Annotated in this window: 12 protein-coding genes and 3 pseudogenes; 5 read left to right on the top strand and 10 right to left on the bottom strand. The window is 67.7% G+C overall.

Annotated features, from left to right (window positions below; genetic code table 11):
- Positions 1–72 precede the first annotated feature (72 nt).
- The 3 genes and pseudogenes from ACH4S9_RS14915 to ACH4S9_RS14925 form a co-directional block, all read right to left on the bottom strand.
- A complete protein-coding gene (locus tag ACH4S9_RS14915) occupies positions 73–258 on the bottom strand; it encodes a hypothetical protein (RefSeq protein ID WP_385343817.1) in 186 nt (61 codons plus the stop codon).
- 418 nt (positions 259–676) lie between these two features.
- Positions 677–1,744 (bottom strand): integrase core domain-containing protein, encoded by a 1,068-nt coding sequence (locus ACH4S9_RS14920; RefSeq protein ID WP_398372078.1) that lies wholly within the window; start codon positions 1,742–1,744, stop codon positions 677–679.
- An 82-nt stretch (positions 1,745–1,826) separates the two neighbouring features.
- Positions 1,827–2,444: pseudogene (locus ACH4S9_RS14925) on the bottom strand (integrase); the annotation flags it as partial.
- A 90-nt stretch (positions 2,445–2,534) separates the two neighbouring features.
- Between ACH4S9_RS14925 and ACH4S9_RS14930 the strand changes: the two are divergent.
- On the top strand, positions 2,535–3,023 hold the full coding sequence (locus ACH4S9_RS14930; protein WP_361189479.1) for an MFS transporter: 489 nt from the start codon (positions 2,535–2,537) through the stop codon (positions 3,021–3,023).
- Positions 3,024–3,087: 64 nt separating this feature from the next.
- Positions 3,088–4,023, top strand: coding sequence for a 2-dehydropantoate 2-reductase (locus ACH4S9_RS14935; RefSeq protein ID WP_385343810.1), 936 nt, complete (start codon positions 3,088–3,090; stop codon positions 4,021–4,023).
- An 87-nt stretch (positions 4,024–4,110) separates the two neighbouring features.
- On the opposite strand, the gene ACH4S9_RS14940 is transcribed toward ACH4S9_RS14935, so the two are convergent.
- Positions 4,111–5,394: an MFS transporter gene (locus ACH4S9_RS14940; RefSeq protein ID WP_014181291.1), complete on the bottom strand. Its 1,284-nt coding sequence runs from the start codon at positions 5,392–5,394 to the stop codon at positions 4,111–4,113.
- 76 nt (positions 5,395–5,470) lie between these two features.
- Here ACH4S9_RS14940 and ACH4S9_RS14945 point away from each other — a divergent pair, with 76 nt between their 5' ends.
- Positions 5,471–6,037 carry a TetR/AcrR family transcriptional regulator gene (locus tag ACH4S9_RS14945; protein ID WP_398372082.1) on the top strand — a complete coding sequence of 189 codons (567 nt, stop codon included), beginning with the start codon at positions 5,471–5,473 and terminating at the stop codon, positions 6,035–6,037.
- A 510-nt stretch (positions 6,038–6,547) separates the two neighbouring features.
- Here ACH4S9_RS14945 and ACH4S9_RS14950 read toward each other — a convergent pair.
- Positions 6,548–7,633 carry an integrase core domain-containing protein gene (locus tag ACH4S9_RS14950; RefSeq protein ID WP_398372084.1) on the bottom strand — a complete coding sequence of 362 codons (1,086 nt, stop codon included), beginning with the start codon at positions 7,631–7,633 and terminating at the stop codon, positions 6,548–6,550.
- A gap of 69 nt (positions 7,634–7,702) precedes the next feature.
- Here ACH4S9_RS14950 and ACH4S9_RS14955 point away from each other — a divergent pair.
- Positions 7,703–8,224, top strand: a pseudogene (locus ACH4S9_RS14955) (integrase core domain-containing protein); the annotation flags it as partial.
- 539 nt (positions 8,225–8,763) lie between these two features.
- Here ACH4S9_RS14955 and ACH4S9_RS14960 read toward each other — a convergent pair.
- The 4 genes from ACH4S9_RS14960 to ACH4S9_RS14975 are packed head-to-tail and all read right to left on the bottom strand — an operon-like array spanning position 8,764 to position 14,674.
- Positions 8,764–9,318, bottom strand: coding sequence for a hypothetical protein (locus ACH4S9_RS14960; RefSeq protein ID WP_398372086.1), 555 nt, complete (start codon positions 9,316–9,318; stop codon positions 8,764–8,766).
- 4 nt (positions 9,319–9,322) lie between these two features.
- Positions 9,323–13,687 (bottom strand): DUF6531 domain-containing protein, encoded by a 4,365-nt coding sequence (locus ACH4S9_RS14965; RefSeq protein ID WP_398372088.1) that lies wholly within the window; start codon positions 13,685–13,687, stop codon positions 9,323–9,325.
- Positions 13,684–14,241, bottom strand: coding sequence for a hypothetical protein (locus tag ACH4S9_RS14970; RefSeq protein ID WP_398372090.1), 558 nt, complete (start codon positions 14,239–14,241; stop codon positions 13,684–13,686). Before ACH4S9_RS14970 ends, ACH4S9_RS14965 begins: the two co-directional genes overlap by 4 nt.
- Positions 14,228–14,674, bottom strand: a complete 447-nt coding sequence (locus ACH4S9_RS14975; RefSeq protein WP_398372092.1) for an SseB family protein — start codon at positions 14,672–14,674, stop codon at positions 14,228–14,230. The genes ACH4S9_RS14970 and ACH4S9_RS14975 overlap by 14 nt, the downstream gene beginning before the upstream one ends.
- 407 nt (positions 14,675–15,081) lie before the next feature.
- Between ACH4S9_RS14975 and ACH4S9_RS14980 the strand changes: the two are divergent.
- Positions 15,082–15,516: pseudogene (locus tag ACH4S9_RS14980) on the top strand (IS1380 family transposase); the annotation flags it as partial.
- 49 nt (positions 15,517–15,565) lie between these two features.
- Here the strand turns inward: ACH4S9_RS14980 and ACH4S9_RS14985 are convergent.
- Positions 15,566–17,041, bottom strand: a complete 1,476-nt coding sequence (locus ACH4S9_RS14985) for a tyrosine-type recombinase/integrase (protein ID WP_398372094.1) — start codon at positions 17,039–17,041, stop codon at positions 15,566–15,568.
- Positions 17,042–17,211: the final 170 nt, after the last annotated feature.

Below are 17,211 nucleotides of genomic sequence, written 5' to 3' on the forward strand. Positions count from 1 at the left end.
CCCATAGGTCATACACAGGGCGGTGCGGCGCTGATCTACAGCACCGCACCGCCCGCTTTTACCCGCAGGGCGTCAGCCCAGCAGGTGGTAGTTGCCCGCGACCGTCAGGAAGAGCACCGCGGCCAGCGCCACCGCGCTGTAGTGGATCCGGGCCGCCCTGCCCCACCAGCGGCGCCACCAGGCGATGACGGCGCACACCAGCACGGCCGCCGTGGTGGCCAGCGCCGCCTTCGCCAGGACCGGGACCAGCGTCAGCATGGGCGAGTCGCCGAGGAAGACCGTCTGGTTGAGGGCGTTGGGATCGGAGACCAGGAGGGCGAAGCAGACGGTGGCGACGGCGAGGAGGGCGCCGGTGGCCCAGGCGAGCAGGCGGGCCAGCCGGGCGCCCGCGGGGGCCGGGGCGGCGGCGTCGGTGGAGCGGCGGCGGCCGATCAGGGCGGCAATGGGCCAGGCGGTGACGGACAGCAGCAGGACGCCCAGGGAGCCGATGAGCAGCCGCTGGTGCAGGACCGGGGATTCGTACCAGGGCAGCCGCTCGTAGGCGACGGTGGGGTCGGAGGCGAGGAGGAGCTTGCCGTCCTTGAAGGCGAGCCGCTCCTGGCCGCCCTTCTCCTGGAACAGCCCCGTAGCGCTTCAGAATTGCTTCATCGGTTGTGAGCTGGGATTTTTCCTATGGTCAGCTGGCTCGGTGGTATTCATTGATGAGGCCTGCGACGGCCTTTCGACGTTTGATCCGGGCTGCGGGCAGGGGACTGACGTTCGGGTTGTCGTTGGGCGCGAGCTGGCCTCGCCCTTGGTGAGGTCGGTGGCTGTTGAAGTGGCGTGCGTAGTCGTAGAGGACCTTCTCTGCGTGGCCACGGTCGAAAAGCAGGACACGGTCGGTGCACTCTTCCCGTGCTGAGCGGACGAAGCGTTCTGCGTGTGCGTTGCAGTTGGGGCTGCGTGGAGGGGTCTTGGCCACGCCGATGCCCTCGCTGGCGAACACGGCATCGAAAGCGGCGGTGAATTTCGCGTTCCGGTCGCGGATGAGGTGAGTGAATTCTGATGCCCGATCTCCGAGTTGCCACAGGAACTGCCGGGCCTGCTGAGTGACCCATGCGGCGGTGGGATGGGGGGTGACGCCGAGGATGTGGACGGTGCGGGTGCGTACCTCCATGACGAACAGTGCGTAGAGGCGCTGCAGGCTGATGGTTTCGAGATGGAAGAGATCGGTGGCGAGCAGGCCGCTGGCTTGGGCCTTGAGAAAGCCGGCCCACTCGCCGCGCGCCGGCTGGCGGTGCGGCGTGGGGCCGAGACCGGCGGCACGCAGCACCCGCCGGACGGTGGCGGGGCTGACTTTGTGCCCGAGGCGGCGCAGTTCACCGTGTACGCGCCGGAATCCCCATCGGGGGTTCTCGACGCCGAGCCGGGTGATCAGGTCGCGGGTCTCCTCCGGCAGGGGCGGGCGCCCGGTAGAGGGCGGCTGCGTCCACTTCTGCTTCACCAGGCGCTGATGCCAGGCCAGCAGGGTGCGTGGTGAGACGATCCGGTGTTCGCGCAGGGCTCGGGGGAGCAGTCGGGCCAGGGCGGCGAGCAGCGCACGGTCCGGCCGGCCGGGCTTGGGCGAGGCGACCTGCCGACGTAGAACCGCGAGCTCGTGCCGCAGGATCAGTATCTCCGCATTCTTGGTCGCAGAGGATCGAGTCATCAGGAACAGCCACGCGAAGATCCGCGTGACGATCAGGTAGACAAGTCGTACCAGCACAAGGACTGATCATGCTGGGCACCTGGCGGTCACGTACGTTATTCCGGGTCAGAACCGGTGAAGCCATTCTGGAGCGCTACGGGCGCCGGGTGCCGTGTTCGAGGAAGGCGAGCGCGTACAGTCTGCGTCCGAACACGGTGTCGAGATGGAAGAAGTCTGCCGCGATGATGCCCTCGGCCTGGTTCGTGAGGAACTCGCGCCAGGTTGGGCCGGTGCGGCGTGGGGCTGGATCGATGCCCGCGGCTGTCAGGATGTTCCATACGGTGGATGCGGCGATCGGGTGCCCCAGGCGAGCCAGCTCGCCCTGGATCCGCCTGTGGCCCCACCTCGTATTTTCCCGGGCCAGTCGCAGTATGAGCTTCCTGAGCGCCGCCCTGGTCGGTGGTCGCCCGGCCGGGGCGCGTCGCGCGCTGTAGTCCCATTTCGCCGCGATGAACCTGCGATGCCACGCCAGCAGGGTGCCGGGCGTGACCGGGAAGACCCCACGCCACCGGCAGCGGGGTATCAGCCCGGACAGCGCAGCCAGCCAGAACCGATCAAAGGGCTCATACCGGACTAGGCCGTTGATCTGACGCCGCAACACCGCGTTCTCGTGCCGCAACACCAGCAACTCCGCGACCTTCGTCGCCTCGCTGCGCAGCAGTACCCGGGGGATGGACAGTAGCTTGCGCACGACCTTGTACACCAGTGAGACGGTCACACGGACATGCTCGCAGCCGAGGCCGAATACCTGACGTCACCTGCAGCGACGACTTTCCGAGCCCCACAGCCGGGACCCGCCCTGGTCCCCGTGGTCACCCTGCTCACCGCGCGCGCCGCACAGCGCCTGGGTCACGGGCCGCTGGTCACCACGGGCGGGCTGCTCTTCGCCGCCGCCATGCTCTGGCGCACCTGCTTCGCCTCCGTCGACGCCGACTACTGGCTCGATCTGCTGCCCAGCCAGGTCCTCGGCGGCGTGGGCGTCGGACTGACCCTCGGCACCCTGGTCGCCGCCGGCGTCAGCTCCCTGCCCGGTCACCGGGCGGCCACCGGATCGGCCCTGGTCAACTCCGTGCGCCAGATATCCACCACCGTGGGCGTCGCGCTCCTCGTCGCCATCGTCGGCACGCACGTCGGCCCCGCGCAGCGACAGGACTCCCGTGCCGCATGGCTGGTGGCGGCGGCGCTGAGCGTCGCGACGGCCGTCGTCGGCGTGCGGATCACCCGTACCGCCACCCGCACACGCGAGACCGCCGCCCCGGCGGGGGCCCCGGCCACCCCGCTCACCGAACCGCGCTGAACCACTCACCCACACACCCGCTGGAGCCTCCGCACCTCGGCAACGCAGTGAAGGACACGGAGACATGACACGCATCCTCATCGTCGGCGCAGGTGCCACCGGCGGCTACTTCGGCGCCCGACTCGCCCGCGCGGCGCGCGACGTGACGTTCCTGGTCCGCCCCCGTCGCGCCGCCGAACTACGCGCCGACGGGCTGCGCATCACCACACTGGAGGGATCCGAACGCCTGGAGCCGAAGCTGGTCACCGCCACGGAACTCGACGGTCCCTACGACCTGGTCCTGCTGACCGTGAAAGCCGGTTCCCTCGAAGCTGGCCTCCAGGACCTCAAGCCGGCGGTCGGCCCGCGCACTGCGATCGTCCCCTTCCTCAACGGCATCGACCACCTCGACGTGATCGACACCCAGTTCCCCTCAGCCGTCCTCGGAGCCGTCGCGAAGGTCGCGGCGCAGCTCACCCCGGACGGCGCGATCACCGTGTCGCCACCGGGCGCGAGCCTCGAGATCGGTGAACTCGACGGAGGGCACACGGCCCGTCTACGCGACACGGCCGCCGCGCTGGACGTCGCCGGCTTCGACGTCCAGGTCTCCGACCGCATCCTCACGTCGATGTGGCACAAGTGGGTCTTCATCGCCACGACCACCACCATCACCTGCATCGCGCAGGGCACCATCGGTGACGTGGCGGCGGTGAGCGGCGGCAAGGGGTTCGCCGACGCGGCCCTCGCCGAGGCCGCCGCCGTGTCCGGCGCGGCCGGTCACCCCCTGCCCGACGCCGCCTACGTCGCGCTGCAGGCCACCGTGACGCAGGAGGGTTCGCCCTTCGCCCCGTCGATGTACCGGGACGTCCTGGACGTGCGGCCCACGGAGGTCGAGCACGTCCTGGCCTCCCTTGCCCGTGCGGCGAAGCGACTCGACCTGTCCGCTCCGCTGCTGAACGCCGCCGTGGTCCGCCTCCGGGTGCACAACCAGCGCGTCGCGAACGCCTCCCGGCCGGGCTGAGACCGGGCGGACGGCAACCGAACGTCCGACGCACCGCGCTCGCCGCGGCCTCGAGCGGGCCGCGGCGACCGGTTCCCGGGCGGTTCCTCACGCCTGGGGAACACCTCCGGTCGCGGGGGTGCGGGTCGCGCGCAGGCGCTGGGCGAGCAGGGCGAGGGCGCAGAGGGCGGCGACCGTCGCCGCGTAGGTGACGAACGTGTCCTGCAGACCGGCGTGCGTGGCGGCGATGCCGGCGATCACGGCCGGGATGCTGAAGGCCAGGTAGGAGATGACGAAGGCGACGGAGAGCAGCTCGCTGCGTTCGGCGGGGCGGGCTATCCGGGCCAGGGTGCCGAAGCTGGCGAGGGCGGAGCCGCCGAAGCCGACGCCCGCGATCGCGGTTCCGAGCGCAGCCGCGGTCAGGGAGTGCTCCTCCACACCGGTCAGGGCGACGGCCGTGCCGACGAGGAGCAGGGTCGCGCTGACGGCGAGGGTCCGTCCGACGGGCCAGCCGCGCAGGGCGAGAGCGGTGACGAAGGCCGGGCCGGTGAGCAGGGTGACCACGAGTCCGCCGACGACGTGGCTGGAGAGGCCGAACAGGCCGACGGCGACGGACGGGCCCAGGGAGAGGTAGAGGCCGCCGAGCGCCCAGCTCGCGATGAGGATCGGGACCAGGCTCAGCAGGTCGGCCCGCAGGTGGGGGGCGATCCGCAGGCGGGGCTGGAGCGAGCGGGCGGCGCCGGGGCGGCGCAGCGAGGTCTCGGGCAGGGCCGACAGGAGGGCGCCGGCCACCACGAGGGCGAGGAGCAGCAGCACGTAGACGAGGCGGGTGGGGTGCGGCCCGTACTCGATGAGGAGCCCGCATCCGAGCGAGCCCAGTCCGAGTCCGAAGGTGGGTGCGGTGCCCGTGACGAGGCCCGCCCGGTGCGGGGCGTGCGCGGGGTTGAGGTCGGACAGGGCGGCGCCGAGCGTGGTCATGGCGGCCCCGGTGGCGATGCCCTGGATGAAGCGTGCCGTCAGCAGCAGGCCGACGTTGCCCGCGGTGAGGAACAGGACCATCGAGACCGCTTCGAGGGCGATCGCGGAGAGCAGGACCGGACGGCGGCCGAGGTGGTCGGAGAGGGCGCCGAGGACGAGCAGCGCCCCGATCATGCCGAGCACGTAGACGGCGAAGACCGTGGTAAGGGTGGTGGCGGAGAAGTGCCATTCCTGCTGGTAGACGACATAGAGCGGGGAGGGCGCGCTGGAGGCGGCCATGAACAGCACGAAGACGACCGCGAGGGAGGCGAAGGCGACGGGACGGCTCAGCCGTCGTCGCCTCTCCTCCGGTGGCGCCACCCGGGCGGTGGGCGGCGGGGAGGGCTGGAGCTGGGACGGGGCGGGACCGGACACGACGCGACTCCAAAAGCAGTGATCGATGCGTTTAGTACGCTACCACTAACGCAATGATCAGTGCGATAATTTCCCCATGGCTGACTCGTCGCCCCAGGTACGTCCCGGCGGCCGCTCCGCGAAGGTGCGGGCGGCCGTCCACCGTGCCGTCGCAGAACTCCTCGCCGAGGAGGGTGCGGAGACCCTGACCCTGCCCGCCGTGGCCGCGCGCGCCGGCGTGCACCCCACCACCTTGTACCGGCGCTGGGGGTCCGCCGCCCAGCTACTCAACGACGTCGCCACCAGCCGCTTCACCGGTGACCTGGTCGTCCCCGACTCCGGCTCCCTCGCCGGCGACCTCCAGCGCTGGCTCGCCGATGTGGTCACCGACGTCGCCGACCCGGACACGCTCGCCCTCATGCGGGCGACCATCGGCTCCGGCCCGGCGGGCGGCTGCGCCTGCGTCGAGGACCGCCACCGCCAGCTCGGCGCGATCATCCGGCGCGAACAGGACCGCGGGGGGACGGCACTCGACGTGGAGACCGCGGCGGACTTCCTCCTCGGCCCGCTCTACTACCGCGCCATTTTCACCCCCGAGCCTGCCTCCGCCGACTGGGCCCGCACACTGGTGTCCACCTATCTGGCGACGCTCCGGACGCCCTGAGCCGCACACGGATTGCGGGGGCGCGGCGTGGCGCACGCACAGGCATCTCGCCTGGGCGGCCCCTTCGGTATCAGGCGCAGTACCTGTGGGACTCTGTCGCCCGATTCGCGGTGAGGCCCGATTCGATCAGCGTGACCTGAGCATTCAGCGTCAGCGGCTTACCGGTTGGGCCAGGTCGACCGAATCGGGCGACAGAGTCCCACAGGTCGCTCGTAGGCAGCAGGCGGAGCATCGCGAACGCGTGAGTCACAGCCAGGTAGCCCAGTCGCAGCAGCACGACCGAACATCATTCCGCGCGATCGATACCCACGCGAGAGGGTAGGATCAAGCGATCGTCGTCGAAGTCCGAACAACCCGCTCACCGCTTCCCATCAGCGCGGATGGGGTTCTTGGCTTCCCCGCGAGCAGACCGATTCCCAATACCAGCCCACCCCGAGAACCCGCAGGTCAGCAGATTCTCAAGAATCGGGCGACAGAGTCCTGTCGGGCTCGAAAAGTCATCGCTGCTGGTCAAGCGGCATAGCGGTATTCGTTAATGACGCCGCCGAGGACATGTGTGCGCAGGAGTTTGGGTGTGTCGAGGTCGTGCACGGTGGTGGGCTGTTGGTGGGCGTCAGGAGGTAGCTGGCCTCGGCTTCGATGAGGGCGGTGTGTGTTGTAGTGCCGTTGGTAGGCGGCCAGGACGTGTCGGGCGTGTGCCTCGTTCGTGATCAGGATGTGGTCGAGGGTTTCGCGCCGGATGCTGCCGATCACCCGTTCACAGTGGGCGTTCATGCGCGGTGTTCGTGGCGCGCTCTTGATCACGTCTATGCCGTCGGCTTCGAAGACGGCGTCGAAGGACTGTCCGTACTTGCCGTCGCGGTCACGTAGCAGGAACCGCAGGGACTCCGTCCGCATGCCGAGGTCGGCGGCTGTGTTCCGGGCCTGCTGTGCGGCCCATTCCTGGGTGGGATGGGCCGTGACGCCTGAGATGTGAAGGCGTCGGGTGCTGTGTTCGAGGAAGGCCAGCGCGTACAGTCGGCGTCCGCGCACGGTGTCGAGATGGAAGAAGTCTGCCGCGATGATGCCCTCGGCCTGGTTCGTGAGGAACTCGCGCCAGGTTGGGCCGGTGCGGCGTGGGGCCGGATCGATACCCGCAGCGTTCAGGATCTCCCATACCGTGGATGCGGCGATCGGATGGCCGAGGCCAATCAACTCGCCCTGGATCCGCCTGTGGCCCCACCCCGCGTTCTCCCGGGCCAGTCGCAGGACCAGCTCCCTGAGCGCCGCCCTGGTCGGTGGTCGCCCGGACCGGGCGCGCCGCGCGCTGTAGTCCCATTTCGCCGCGATGAACCTGCGATGCCACGCCAGCAGGGTGCCGGGCGTGGCTAGGAATACCCCACGCCACCGGTAGCGGGGTATCAGGCCCGACAGCGCAGCCAGCCAGAACCGGTCAACGGACTCATACCGGACCCGGCCGTTGATCTGACGACGCAACACCGCGTTCTCGTGCCGCAACACGAGCAACTCCGCGTCCTTCGTCGCCTCGCGGCGCAGCAGTACCCAGGGGATGGACAGCAGCTTGCAAACGACCTTGTACACCAGTGAGACGGTCACGCGGACATGCTGCCAGTCGAGACCGAATCCATGACGTCACCTGCAGTGACGACTTTTCGAGCCCCACAGGATCTCCGTCGGGTCTACGCGCTGGTTTTCCTCGAACATGGCACGCGCCGACTGCATATCGCCGGCGTCACCGCTCACCCGACTGCGCGGTGGACGGTGCAGCAAGCCCGCAACCTCGCCCTCGAACTGGGCCTGCGCTTGGAGGCCCTGCATTTCCTGATTCGCGATCGGGACAGCAAGTACACCGGGTCCTTCGACACGGTCTTCGAGTCGGAGAGCATCGAGGTCGTGAGGACGGCACCGCAGTCCCCACGCATGAACGCGCACTGTGAAAGGGTCATCGGGACGCTCCGACGCGAGGTCCTCGATCACCTGCTGATCTTGAACGAAGCCCACGCTCGACGGGTGCTCGACACGTACGCCTGCCACTACAACGGCCATCGCCCGCACCAAGCCCGACAGCAGCGGCCTCCCCTCCACGACGACCGGGCAGTGCCGAGACCCAACGTGAGAACCATGCAGCCCATCCTCCGCACCCGCGTCCTGGGCGGGCTGATTAACGAGTACAGGTACACGGCCTGACCAGCCGCGATGAATTTCTGAACGGCACAGGATACGCACAGCCCGTGCCGAATGCACCGACCGACTCCTGATCATCGGTGAACGACACCTGCGTACGGTCCTCAACCAGTACGCCGAGCACTACAACGCAGGACGGGCCCACCGCAGCCTGAGCCTACGGGCGCCGAACGATGCTCTGAACGTCATCCCCCTGCCCGCCGCCACGGTCAGGCGCCAGCAGGTACTCGGTGGACTGCTCAACGAGTACCACACCATGTCAGCCCGAGTGCCTCATCCCTCGCGAGGGAAGCCCAGCTCAGCAGCCTGATCGGAATATTGACACCCTTCAGGCAACTCGCACCGCCCCCACCAGGCCCGTAACCAGCTACCACCCGACGTCCACGAACAACCCGCCGCGGCGCATGGCCTCGCACCGGCAAAGTCCTGCGCACCCGGATCCTCGGCGGCCTCATCAACGAGTACAGATATGCAGCATGACATGCAGCGACGACTTTTCGAGCGGCACCCGCTACCGACTCATTAGGGCCAAGAAGAAGTTCTCATTTCGTTCTCAGGCCGCGGCTTCCGGCTCGGTTCTGCGCGATGTTTCGTGTCTTCCTGGTTCTGCCCGACTCGGCGAGCAGGGTGAGTACCGCCGGCGACATCGAATGCTCGGCGAGGCGGCGCTGCATCCAGTCCGTGACCTTCGCCAACTCAGCTGGTGTCGGCGTATGGCCGTCCTTGATGGACAGGTGGAACAGCCAGTCGTGGATGCGGCGGCGGATGAACTCGCGGTACCCCTCTGCCTTGAGCTGGTCGATCTCTGGCAGTAGTGCGGCCGACCACTGCCGGAACTCGGCGGAACCGGTCACCTTCATCGCGATTTTGTCCACGAGGGCGACCACCGCCGTCTTGGACACGATGTCGATGGGGTCGCGCAGGATCGTGGCCACAATCGCGCGGTCTCGGTCGCGGCTCCGCGAGGAAGCGGTTACCGAGACGACGCGTTGGTAGGCGGACGATCGGATGTGCTCGTCCGCGACGGCATCGTCGACGTCCACGTCGACGATGCCGGCCCCCGCCAGCAACTCGGCCACATCGGAATGCAATGTCATCGCTTTATCCCTTGCCGCACGTTTGGTCCTTGGCGGCCTTACGCCGCTCTTCTTCTTCCTGCTCCGCAAGATTTCGCCTGCCGAGCTTCTTGACGGCTCTCCTGATCTCCGACTTGTAATGTTCCACCACCTGTCGCTGTCGACTGTTCAGCTCCGGTTGGTTGTGCAGGGGGTGGCCGTTCGGCCCGATCCGCACCTCGCGGCCCCCGCCACCGGTGACATGAGCGTGCGCTGGCTTGTCGACGTCGTACTCGTGCACGACGATGCGCACGCCGTTCTTGCTGACGTCGAGGAGGGACAGTCCGAGAGGGTCAAGCCACATGAACGGGTTGGGAACGTAACTGTGCGGCGCGTAGCCACCGGCGAGACCGATCGGATCTGAGGTGAGGTAGCGGGCAGTTTCGGGATCGTAGTAGCGGAAGTGGTTGTAGTTCAGGCCGGTTTCGGGGTCGGCGTATTGGCCGGGGAAGCGCAGGGGGCAGTCGACGCTCCTCCCATCATCCACGGGTGGGGTGGGGAGCGGGGTGCCCCAGAGGGTGGTGCGGTGCTGCCAGGCCAGACGACCGTCGGCGGCGAGGAGTTCAGTGGGGGTGCCGACAGCGTCGGTGATGATGGCGTAGTGGCGGGTGGCGCCCAGTTCGCAATGAGTTTGGGTCAGCGGGCAGTGGGTGCCAGGGCTGTAGTTCCAGGTGGTGGTGGCACCGTCGCAGGTGGCTTGCTCGGCGAGACGGGTGCCGTCCCAGGTGAAGGTCAGGGGTTTTCCGTCCGGGCTGGTTTTCGTGATGCGGCGCCCCAGAGGGTCGTAGGCGTACATCCACTCCTCGCCAAGCGGAGTGGTGGCTTTGGTGAGCTGGTCCTGGGCGTTCCAGGTGTAGGTCCAAGAGCGGGTTTGACCGCTCGGGAGTTTGCAGGCTTTGCGGATGAGGCGGCCGGCGGCGTCGTGTTCGTAGGTGGTACGGCCCGCACGGCGGATGAGGGTGCCGCTGTATGCCCGGTCGCCCCCTGAGCCATGTGCAGGGGCTGTGGCGTGGGTTTGGTTGCCGGCTGTGTCGTAGGCGTAGGTCTCGGACCATCCGTGAGCTTGTACGCCGGTGACGCGGCCTGTCGATCCGACGGCGAAGTGTCGGGTGCCGGTGGTCAGTTCGCGAATCTCGGTGACGTGGCCGTCGGGACGGTAGGTGTAGGTGCGGTGTTGGAGAAGGTAATCCGGGGAGGAGGAGATCGACTGGGCCGCCAGGCGCTCCGTTGAATCCCATGCCTGGGTGAGAGTGGCAGCTCCCATGGCCCGCTGAGTTTCGCGGCCCGCCGCGTCGTAGGTGAAGGTGAGGGTGTTGTCGGCGGTGGTGAGCGTTGCGGGGCGGCCTGTGGGGTCGTAGGTCCAAGTGGAGATCAGGCCGGAGGGCATGGAACGATGGGTCTGGTGGCCAGCCGCGTCGTAGCCGTAGGTCGTGGTGCGGCCGTTCACGGTCTCCGCGACCAGGCGGCCCAACCGGTCGCGTTCCATTACCAGTTCGGCGTCCGCGTTTGTGGCGCGGATGAGGGCGCCGTGGGCGTCGTAGGCGTAGGTCGTCTCTTCACCGGTGGTCTCGTCCCGCTGGGTGATGGGCTGTCCCGCTGGGTCGAGGGTATAGCGGAGAGTTTGGCCGAGTGGGTTGGTCTGGGCAGTGAGGCGGCCGGCGGCGTCGTGTTCGTAGGTGCGGGTGCAACCGTTGAAGTCGGTTTCGGAGGTGAGGCGTCCGGCCCCGTCGTAGGTGTAGGTCCAGGTCAGGCCCTGAGGGTTGGTGACGGTGGTCAGCCGCAGTTCGGTGTCGTAGCCAAAGGCGTACTGCGCGCCGTCAGGATCGGTACGGGTAGCGGGCCGGTCGAAGTGGGTGTGGGTGTGGGTGGTGGTGTGTCCGGCTTGGTCGGTGTGGCGGGCGAGGTTGCCTTCGGTGTCCCACTGCCACACCTCACGGGCTCCGTCCGGTCCCTCGCGCCAGGCGGGCTCACCCTCGATGGTCCAGCCGTGCCGGGTGGTGTTGCCCAGGGGGTCGGTGACGGCGGTGACCAGTCCGTGCGGGCCTCGGCGTACGCGGGTGGTGTTGCCCAGGGGGTCGGTGATGGCCATGGGGAGGCCGACCGCGTTGGTGGTGACCTGCGTGGTGTGGCCGAGAGCATCGGTGATCGTCGACAGGTGTCCAGATGTGTCGTACGTGTAGTGGGTGGTGGCACCGGTGGGATCGGTAACGGAAGTACGATCCCCAAGGTCGTTGTAGGTCTGGCGCCAGATCGCACCACCGGGCTCGTGGACCTCAAGTGGAAGGTCCTGGTCGTTGTAAGCCGCCTCCGTCACGCTTCCGTCAGGGCGTTCGACGACGATCAGGCGGTCGAGATCGTCGTAGTGGTAGCGGGTGGTGTGACCCAGCGGGTCAGTGATTGCGACGGGATGACGGTTGTTGTCGTCCCATTCGGTGTGGGTGGTGTTGCCCAGCGGGTCGGTCTCCGCGATGACCCGGTATGCCTCGTTGCAGAGGTAGGTGGTGGTATTGCCGAGGGAGTCGGTGTAGCGGTTGGTGCGTGTCTGGGCGTCGTAGTGCATGCGGCCGGAGAGGATGCCGTCCGGGCCGATGCCCCGCAGGACGCGGCCACGACGGTCGTAGACATACGCATAGGTCGTGCCGTTGCGGTCCGTCCAGGACGTGATGCGACGTGCGTCGTCGTACTGGAAACGCAGCGGCAGCCCGGTGGAGTTGATGACCTCGCTCAGGTCTCCGGCTTCGCTGTAGCCGTATGAGATCAGGGGGGTGCTGTGCTGATGCTCTGCGCCGTGGAGCAGCCGTAGGGCGGTGATGCGCAGCAGCTGCGGATCAGTGTCGATGGCGATGCGGTAGCCGCCGGAGTGGGTGATCTCCTTCGGCGCGCCCTGCTCGTCGTAGCTAAGGGTGATGCGGTCGCCTTCGCCGGTGCGGTCGGTGATCGCCGTCAGGGCCAGCTCTCGGCCGCATGCCGGGAGGGGGGCGAAGTGGAGGGTGCGGTTGTGTTCCGGGGTGGTGATGGTGAAGGTGCCGTCCGGTTTTCCGTCCCAGCGCAGTGGCCAGCGAGGGCCGGAGGTGGGAAGGGTGGGGACGTTGGGTTCCGGGATCGGGTATGCAAGGATCATGCCGTCGTCGGTGATGAAGACGACGCCCTCGTCGTCGATCTCCAGGCGTTGGTCGAGGGTGCCGGCCCAGGTGCGGCCGAACCAGCCGCCGCACGGGTGCCCGGAGACGTAGTGCCGCTCCAGGATCAGTGGAAGTACCCCGGGCAGGGTGACATCGGTGGCGGACATGACCATCTCGCCGGTGGCCACATCGATCGGCTCACCCTTCTTGGGCCGCTCGCCGTTGGGTGCGTTGTTGTTGTCCGGGTCGCTGTTCTTCCGCTTGCGGGCGCTGCCGTCGCGGCCAAGGGAACGTTCACGGTTGAGCAGGCGCTGCGCGGCGGTCTTCGCCACCTTGCTGCCGCCGCGGAAAGCTCCGGTGGCGCCGCCGGTGGCCAGTGCCAGCAGCAGCCCGGCCGTGAGCTGTCCGGAAGCGCGGGCGGGGTTGCGCTGCCATTCCTCCCAGTTGACGGCGGCCTTGGCGAACCCCTTGGGGTCGGCAGCGGCGTAGGTGGCTCCGTCGGCTAAGTTGGCCAGCCGCAGACCCACACCTCCGACCCCGTCGTGCATGAGGTCGTTGAGGTCTACGTAGCGGTCATAAAGAAAGTCGCCCGCCCCGTCGCCGAAATCCCCGAGCTTCTGCTTGAACCAATCCACGCCCTTGGGGGCCGCAGGCTTGTCCGGAGCCTTCTCCTTGGCGGTGTCGAGTTTGCGCTTGGCCGCGTCGACAACGAGCTGGAGTTCCGCCTCCAGTTTGTCCAGGCGCTTGTAGCAGCCCTCTAGCGCGGCCATCCCCGGATCGTCCTCCGGGGGCTTCTCCGGCAGGGGATCGTCCTTGCGGTCAGCCGCCTCGCTGTAGTCCTTCCAACTCTGTATGTGGCGCTTCGACGCCGCCCGCGCGTCGTCGGCGTCGTCGATGATGGGCCTGACGCGCTTTTGCACCGACCGCAGCTTCTCCGCATATGAATCGAGTGCGCTTGCGGCGGAGGTGAAGTAGGTCTTGGCTGAGCCCAGTTCCTTGGGCAGCTTCTCCGTCGCCCCCTGGAAGCTCTCCGACGCCGCGCCGGTCCAGTTCATCAGAGACAGGACGTCGAGCTGATCCACGCCATCCTGGAATGCCCCCGCGTAGGCGCGGAGTTTGACCGCCAGGTCCTCGATCTCGGTGGGGCTGCCGGGGATGACCTCGGAGGGTTTGGCGTTGAGGGGTATGCGCTCGGTCGTGCCGCCCTCGGTCGAGTCCTTCTGGGTCATGCGGTCACTCCCTTGGAACCGCCGTCGACTTCCCAGCCGCCGTCGTAGCGAAGCCGCGGGTTGGTGGGCACGCCTCCGGTGTAGTTGCCGTCGTCATCGTCGTCGAGCCAGGGTTCCCGGTAGATCTCCGGTGGCGGGTCGAACTTCGGCCGGTAGCCGTTTTCCCATGCCTTCATGCCCTGTTCGCCGAAGGGGAGCTTGGACATGTTGTGCTCGGTCGGGGCGAAGTCCTTGATGCGCAGGAGGTCGGCGAGCATGTAGGCGGCGATCACCTGCCGGAGGGTCTGCACCACCGTGTCGGCGTGGTCGGCCACGCGGCCCATGCCGAAGCCCCAGGCGGAGAGCAGTTTCTCCGAGGAGTCGTAGATGTCGAAGTCGGCGGAGTTCCCAATGCTCTCGGCCAGTGTCTTCCAGTCCCTCTTGATCTTCCGTGCGGCGACGACCGACTCCTCCAGCGGCGCCAGCACCTTCTGCACCGAAGTGATCTCGATCCGGTAGCCATCACCCGGCTTCGGACCATCCGCCGCCGAACCACCCTTGTCATGCCCCGACATCGGATTGCTCTCCCCGCTCCCCGGTCACCTGCAAGGACTCTGCATCCAGGACGAACGTCCGTGGCCCCACCGGATCCACCACCGCCCGTGTTCCCTCGGGCAGTAGCTCCACCAGGTCCTCGACCGTCGTCGACGCCCAAGAACACACACCCGCGAACAGCGCAAGCCGCTCCAAAGAAGTGAAGACCGGCACCACCGGGCCCCACTCTGTCTTGGAGACCAGAAAGCCCGGTTCATCAGGCCGTTGGAAATACAGACGCGCGGAACACAACGCGGCGAGCTTCTCGCCTTCCGACATCTGCCCTGCGACTTCCTGCCGCACAAAGTCGGCCAGCCTTGGCCTGCCATCGTGCCCAAGCGAATACAAGATGTCCCCTCCCCTGAACATGACAGCAGTTTCGCACGGGCGAGCCACACTCTGAGCAATCGACACGGAGCACTTTGTATCTCCTTGAGGCTCGGGTGAGTGGATGCTTCGAAGCGGACATCGCTCCGGCTGTTTTGGCGGCCACCGGAAGCTCCAGGTGACAGCAGGAGGTGGGAGCCCGGCAGTTTGCCGACGGTACGAGGTACTGGTTGGGTGCACTGGAAGTTGTCGCGATCCGAGCCGCTACCGCGTGCTGCGCAGATCGTCACCGAACTCGGACGTGACGTACGACTAGCCTGCGCGTTTCACTTGTCGCAGTGTCCGGATCTTGAGCGGAAAAACAAAAGTGCCTTGTGAGCTGGGAAGATGAGGCTCGTCTAGGGCTTCAATCACTACAGCAGGAAGGCACTTTCTGGGTGCCCATTACCCGGTCGCGTCCCAAGCTCGTCGTGTCGGCCGAGGGTTACGGGGTGGTGAGCCACGCCGGATTTCGCCTGCCGGCCGATCTCGCCGGTCTGACCGGCGCCTTCGCGAACGCGCTGCGTCAACTGCGGCCGCATCGTACCGGGCACGACCCCGGCCGGATCGCGGTCGATCTCGCGGTCCTGCTCGCCGACGGCGGCAAGGCGATAGCGGACCTGGCCGTGCTGCGTGACCAGACGGAGGTGTTCGGCCCCGTCGCCTTCACTCCGACCACCTGGCGCCTGCTGGCCGACATCGACTTGACGGCGCGCGCCCTCCTGCGCTCCGCCAGGACCGCCGCCCGGGAGGTCGCGTGGCTGCAGGCTGCCGAGACCGGGGCAGGTATACCGGCAGCCCGCGCTGGGGGATGCGACCTGCCGGGCCTGGTCCTGGACCTCGACGCCACGCTGATCACCTGCCATTCGGAGAAGGAGCAGACAGCCGCCACCTACAAGCGCGGATTCGGCTACCCCCCGTGGCTGTGTTTGCTGGGGGTCAAGGGGTCGCAGGTTCAAATCCTGTCGTCCCGACCAGCGTTTTCGCAGGTCGGAGGCCGTTTTTCCAGAGATGGGAAAGCGGCCTTCTTTGTGTTGTGCGACGTGGTGGTCGCATTGTGGTCGCACGCGTGCCTTGAGGTGTGGAGGCGTTGGGTGAACTGGCTGTCGGGGTGGCGAAGTAGGGCAGCGTGAGGCGTGCCCGGGGCCTGTTCGGGTGGTCGGGGCGTGGTCGCAGCCAGTCTGGCCAGTGCGGATGACTACCGACGGCCGGATCGGCTTGGGCGAGTGCGGTGTCGATGGCGTCTACGGCGTCGTGGGCGGCTTGCTGGGTGAGGTGGCTGTAGAGGTTGGCGGTGGTGGAGAGGGTGGAGTGCCGCAGGGTTTTGGAGACCACAGTGAGCGGGGTGCCCGCGTTGATGGAGAGGGTGGCGGCGAGGTGTCGCAGGTCGTGCAGGGTGATGCGGGGGACGCCTGCTTCTTTGGCGCGTCGGCGAAAGCGATCCAGGACGGTCTGAGGCCGTAGCGGGCGGCTGTCGGGTCGGCAGAAGACCAGTCCGGTGAACGGATCGTCGGAGCGGTTAGCCAATGCTGACTGCGGCGCGTCGGCTGCGCGGCGTGTGAGAGCGGCTGCCACGCGTGGGGAGATGGCGACCCAGTTCTTGCTGCTGCGGGTTTTGGGTGAGGTGATGACCAGGCGGGCGTTGTTGATGGCTGAGAGGGTGTAACGGACGTAGAGCACCCCTTCGTTGAGGTGGACATCGTGCCAGTGGAGGGCGAGCGCTTCCCCCTTGCGCATGCCAGTACCGATGAGAAGTTCACACAGATCCGCGATGAGTGGGTCGGCTTGGTGGCAGTAGCGCAGGAAGCGGGCTGCTTCCCCGGCCGTCCAGATCCGACGCTCGGCCGCTGCCGGGCGGGGCAGGACGGCTGGGCGTGCGGGGCTGTGAGTGAGGCGGTGCTGGCGGACGGCGTCGCCCAGGGCGCTGGAGAGGGTGGCCAGGCACCGGTAGACGGTCACTTGGCCGCGGCCTGCGGCGAGCTGGGTGTGAACGAATCCGGCGATGTGGCGGTGGCCGAGCTCGTCAAGCTTGAGCGTGCCCAGGGCGGGGATCAGGTCGCCGGTGACGTAGTCGCGATAGCGGGCCAGCGTGGTCGGCTTGAGTACGTACGCCTTGGTCTCCAGCCAGGTGGTGAGGTAGTCGGCGACGTTCTGGTTGGGGTCGCCGTTGAACCCGCCGGCCTCGCCCTCGAGGATCCGCTGCAGCGCGGCCTGGGCGGCGTTCTGGGTGGGGAAGCCGCCGCGGCGGATGGTGGTGCGGTGGTGGTGGGGGGAGGGGAGGTCGACGGCGAAGGTCCAGCTGCCGTGGTCACTGTCGGTGGTCAGTCGCGGGCAGTGGGTTCCGAGCTGGTGGCGGTGTGCGTCGCGGCATCCGCAGCGCCGGTAGATTCGGCCACGGTGGGTGGCGGAGCGCATGGTGATCGCCTCCTGAGGTGGTGCGATGTGCCGACGATCCCAGTCTCCGTCGACGGGCACACCACGCGATCACCTCAGGCTCCATAGGCCTCTGAGCTGGGTGTTCCCCTTGTCGTGGCCACAAGTGCGGAGAGCTGCTGTTCAGGCTACGGAGGCGCAAAAATAGTGTG

It is taken from the genome of Streptomyces sp. NPDC021225 (assembly GCF_044332865.1).
Classification (GTDB): Bacteria; Actinomycetota; Actinomycetes; order Streptomycetales; family Streptomycetaceae; genus Streptomyces.

Excerpts from the sequence above, each read along its gene's own strand:
- ACH4S9_RS14985 (WP_398372094.1), bottom strand. The coding sequence starts at position 17,041 with ATGCGCTCCGCCACCCACCGTGGCCGAATCTACCGGCGCTGCGGATGC.
- ACH4S9_RS14970 (WP_398372090.1), bottom strand. The coding sequence starts at position 14,241 with ATGTCGGGGCATGACAAGGGTGGTTCGGCGGCGGATGGTCCGAAGCCG.
- ACH4S9_RS14965 (WP_398372088.1), bottom strand. The coding sequence starts at position 13,687 with ATGACCCAGAAGGACTCGACCGAGGGCGGCACGACCGAGCGCATACCC.
- ACH4S9_RS14960 (WP_398372086.1), bottom strand. The coding sequence starts at position 9,318 with ATGACATTGCATTCCGATGTGGCCGAGTTGCTGGCGGGGGCCGGCATC.
- ACH4S9_RS14935 (WP_385343810.1), top strand. The coding sequence starts at position 3,088 with ATGACACGCATCCTCATCGTCGGCGCAGGTGCCACCGGCGGCTACTTC.
- ACH4S9_RS14915 (WP_385343817.1), bottom strand. The coding sequence starts at position 258 with ATGCTGACGCTGGTCCCGGTCCTGGCGAAGGCGGCGCTGGCCACCACG.
- ACH4S9_RS14945 (WP_398372082.1), top strand. The coding sequence starts at position 5,471 with ATGGCTGACTCGTCGCCCCAGGTACGTCCCGGCGGCCGCTCCGCGAAG.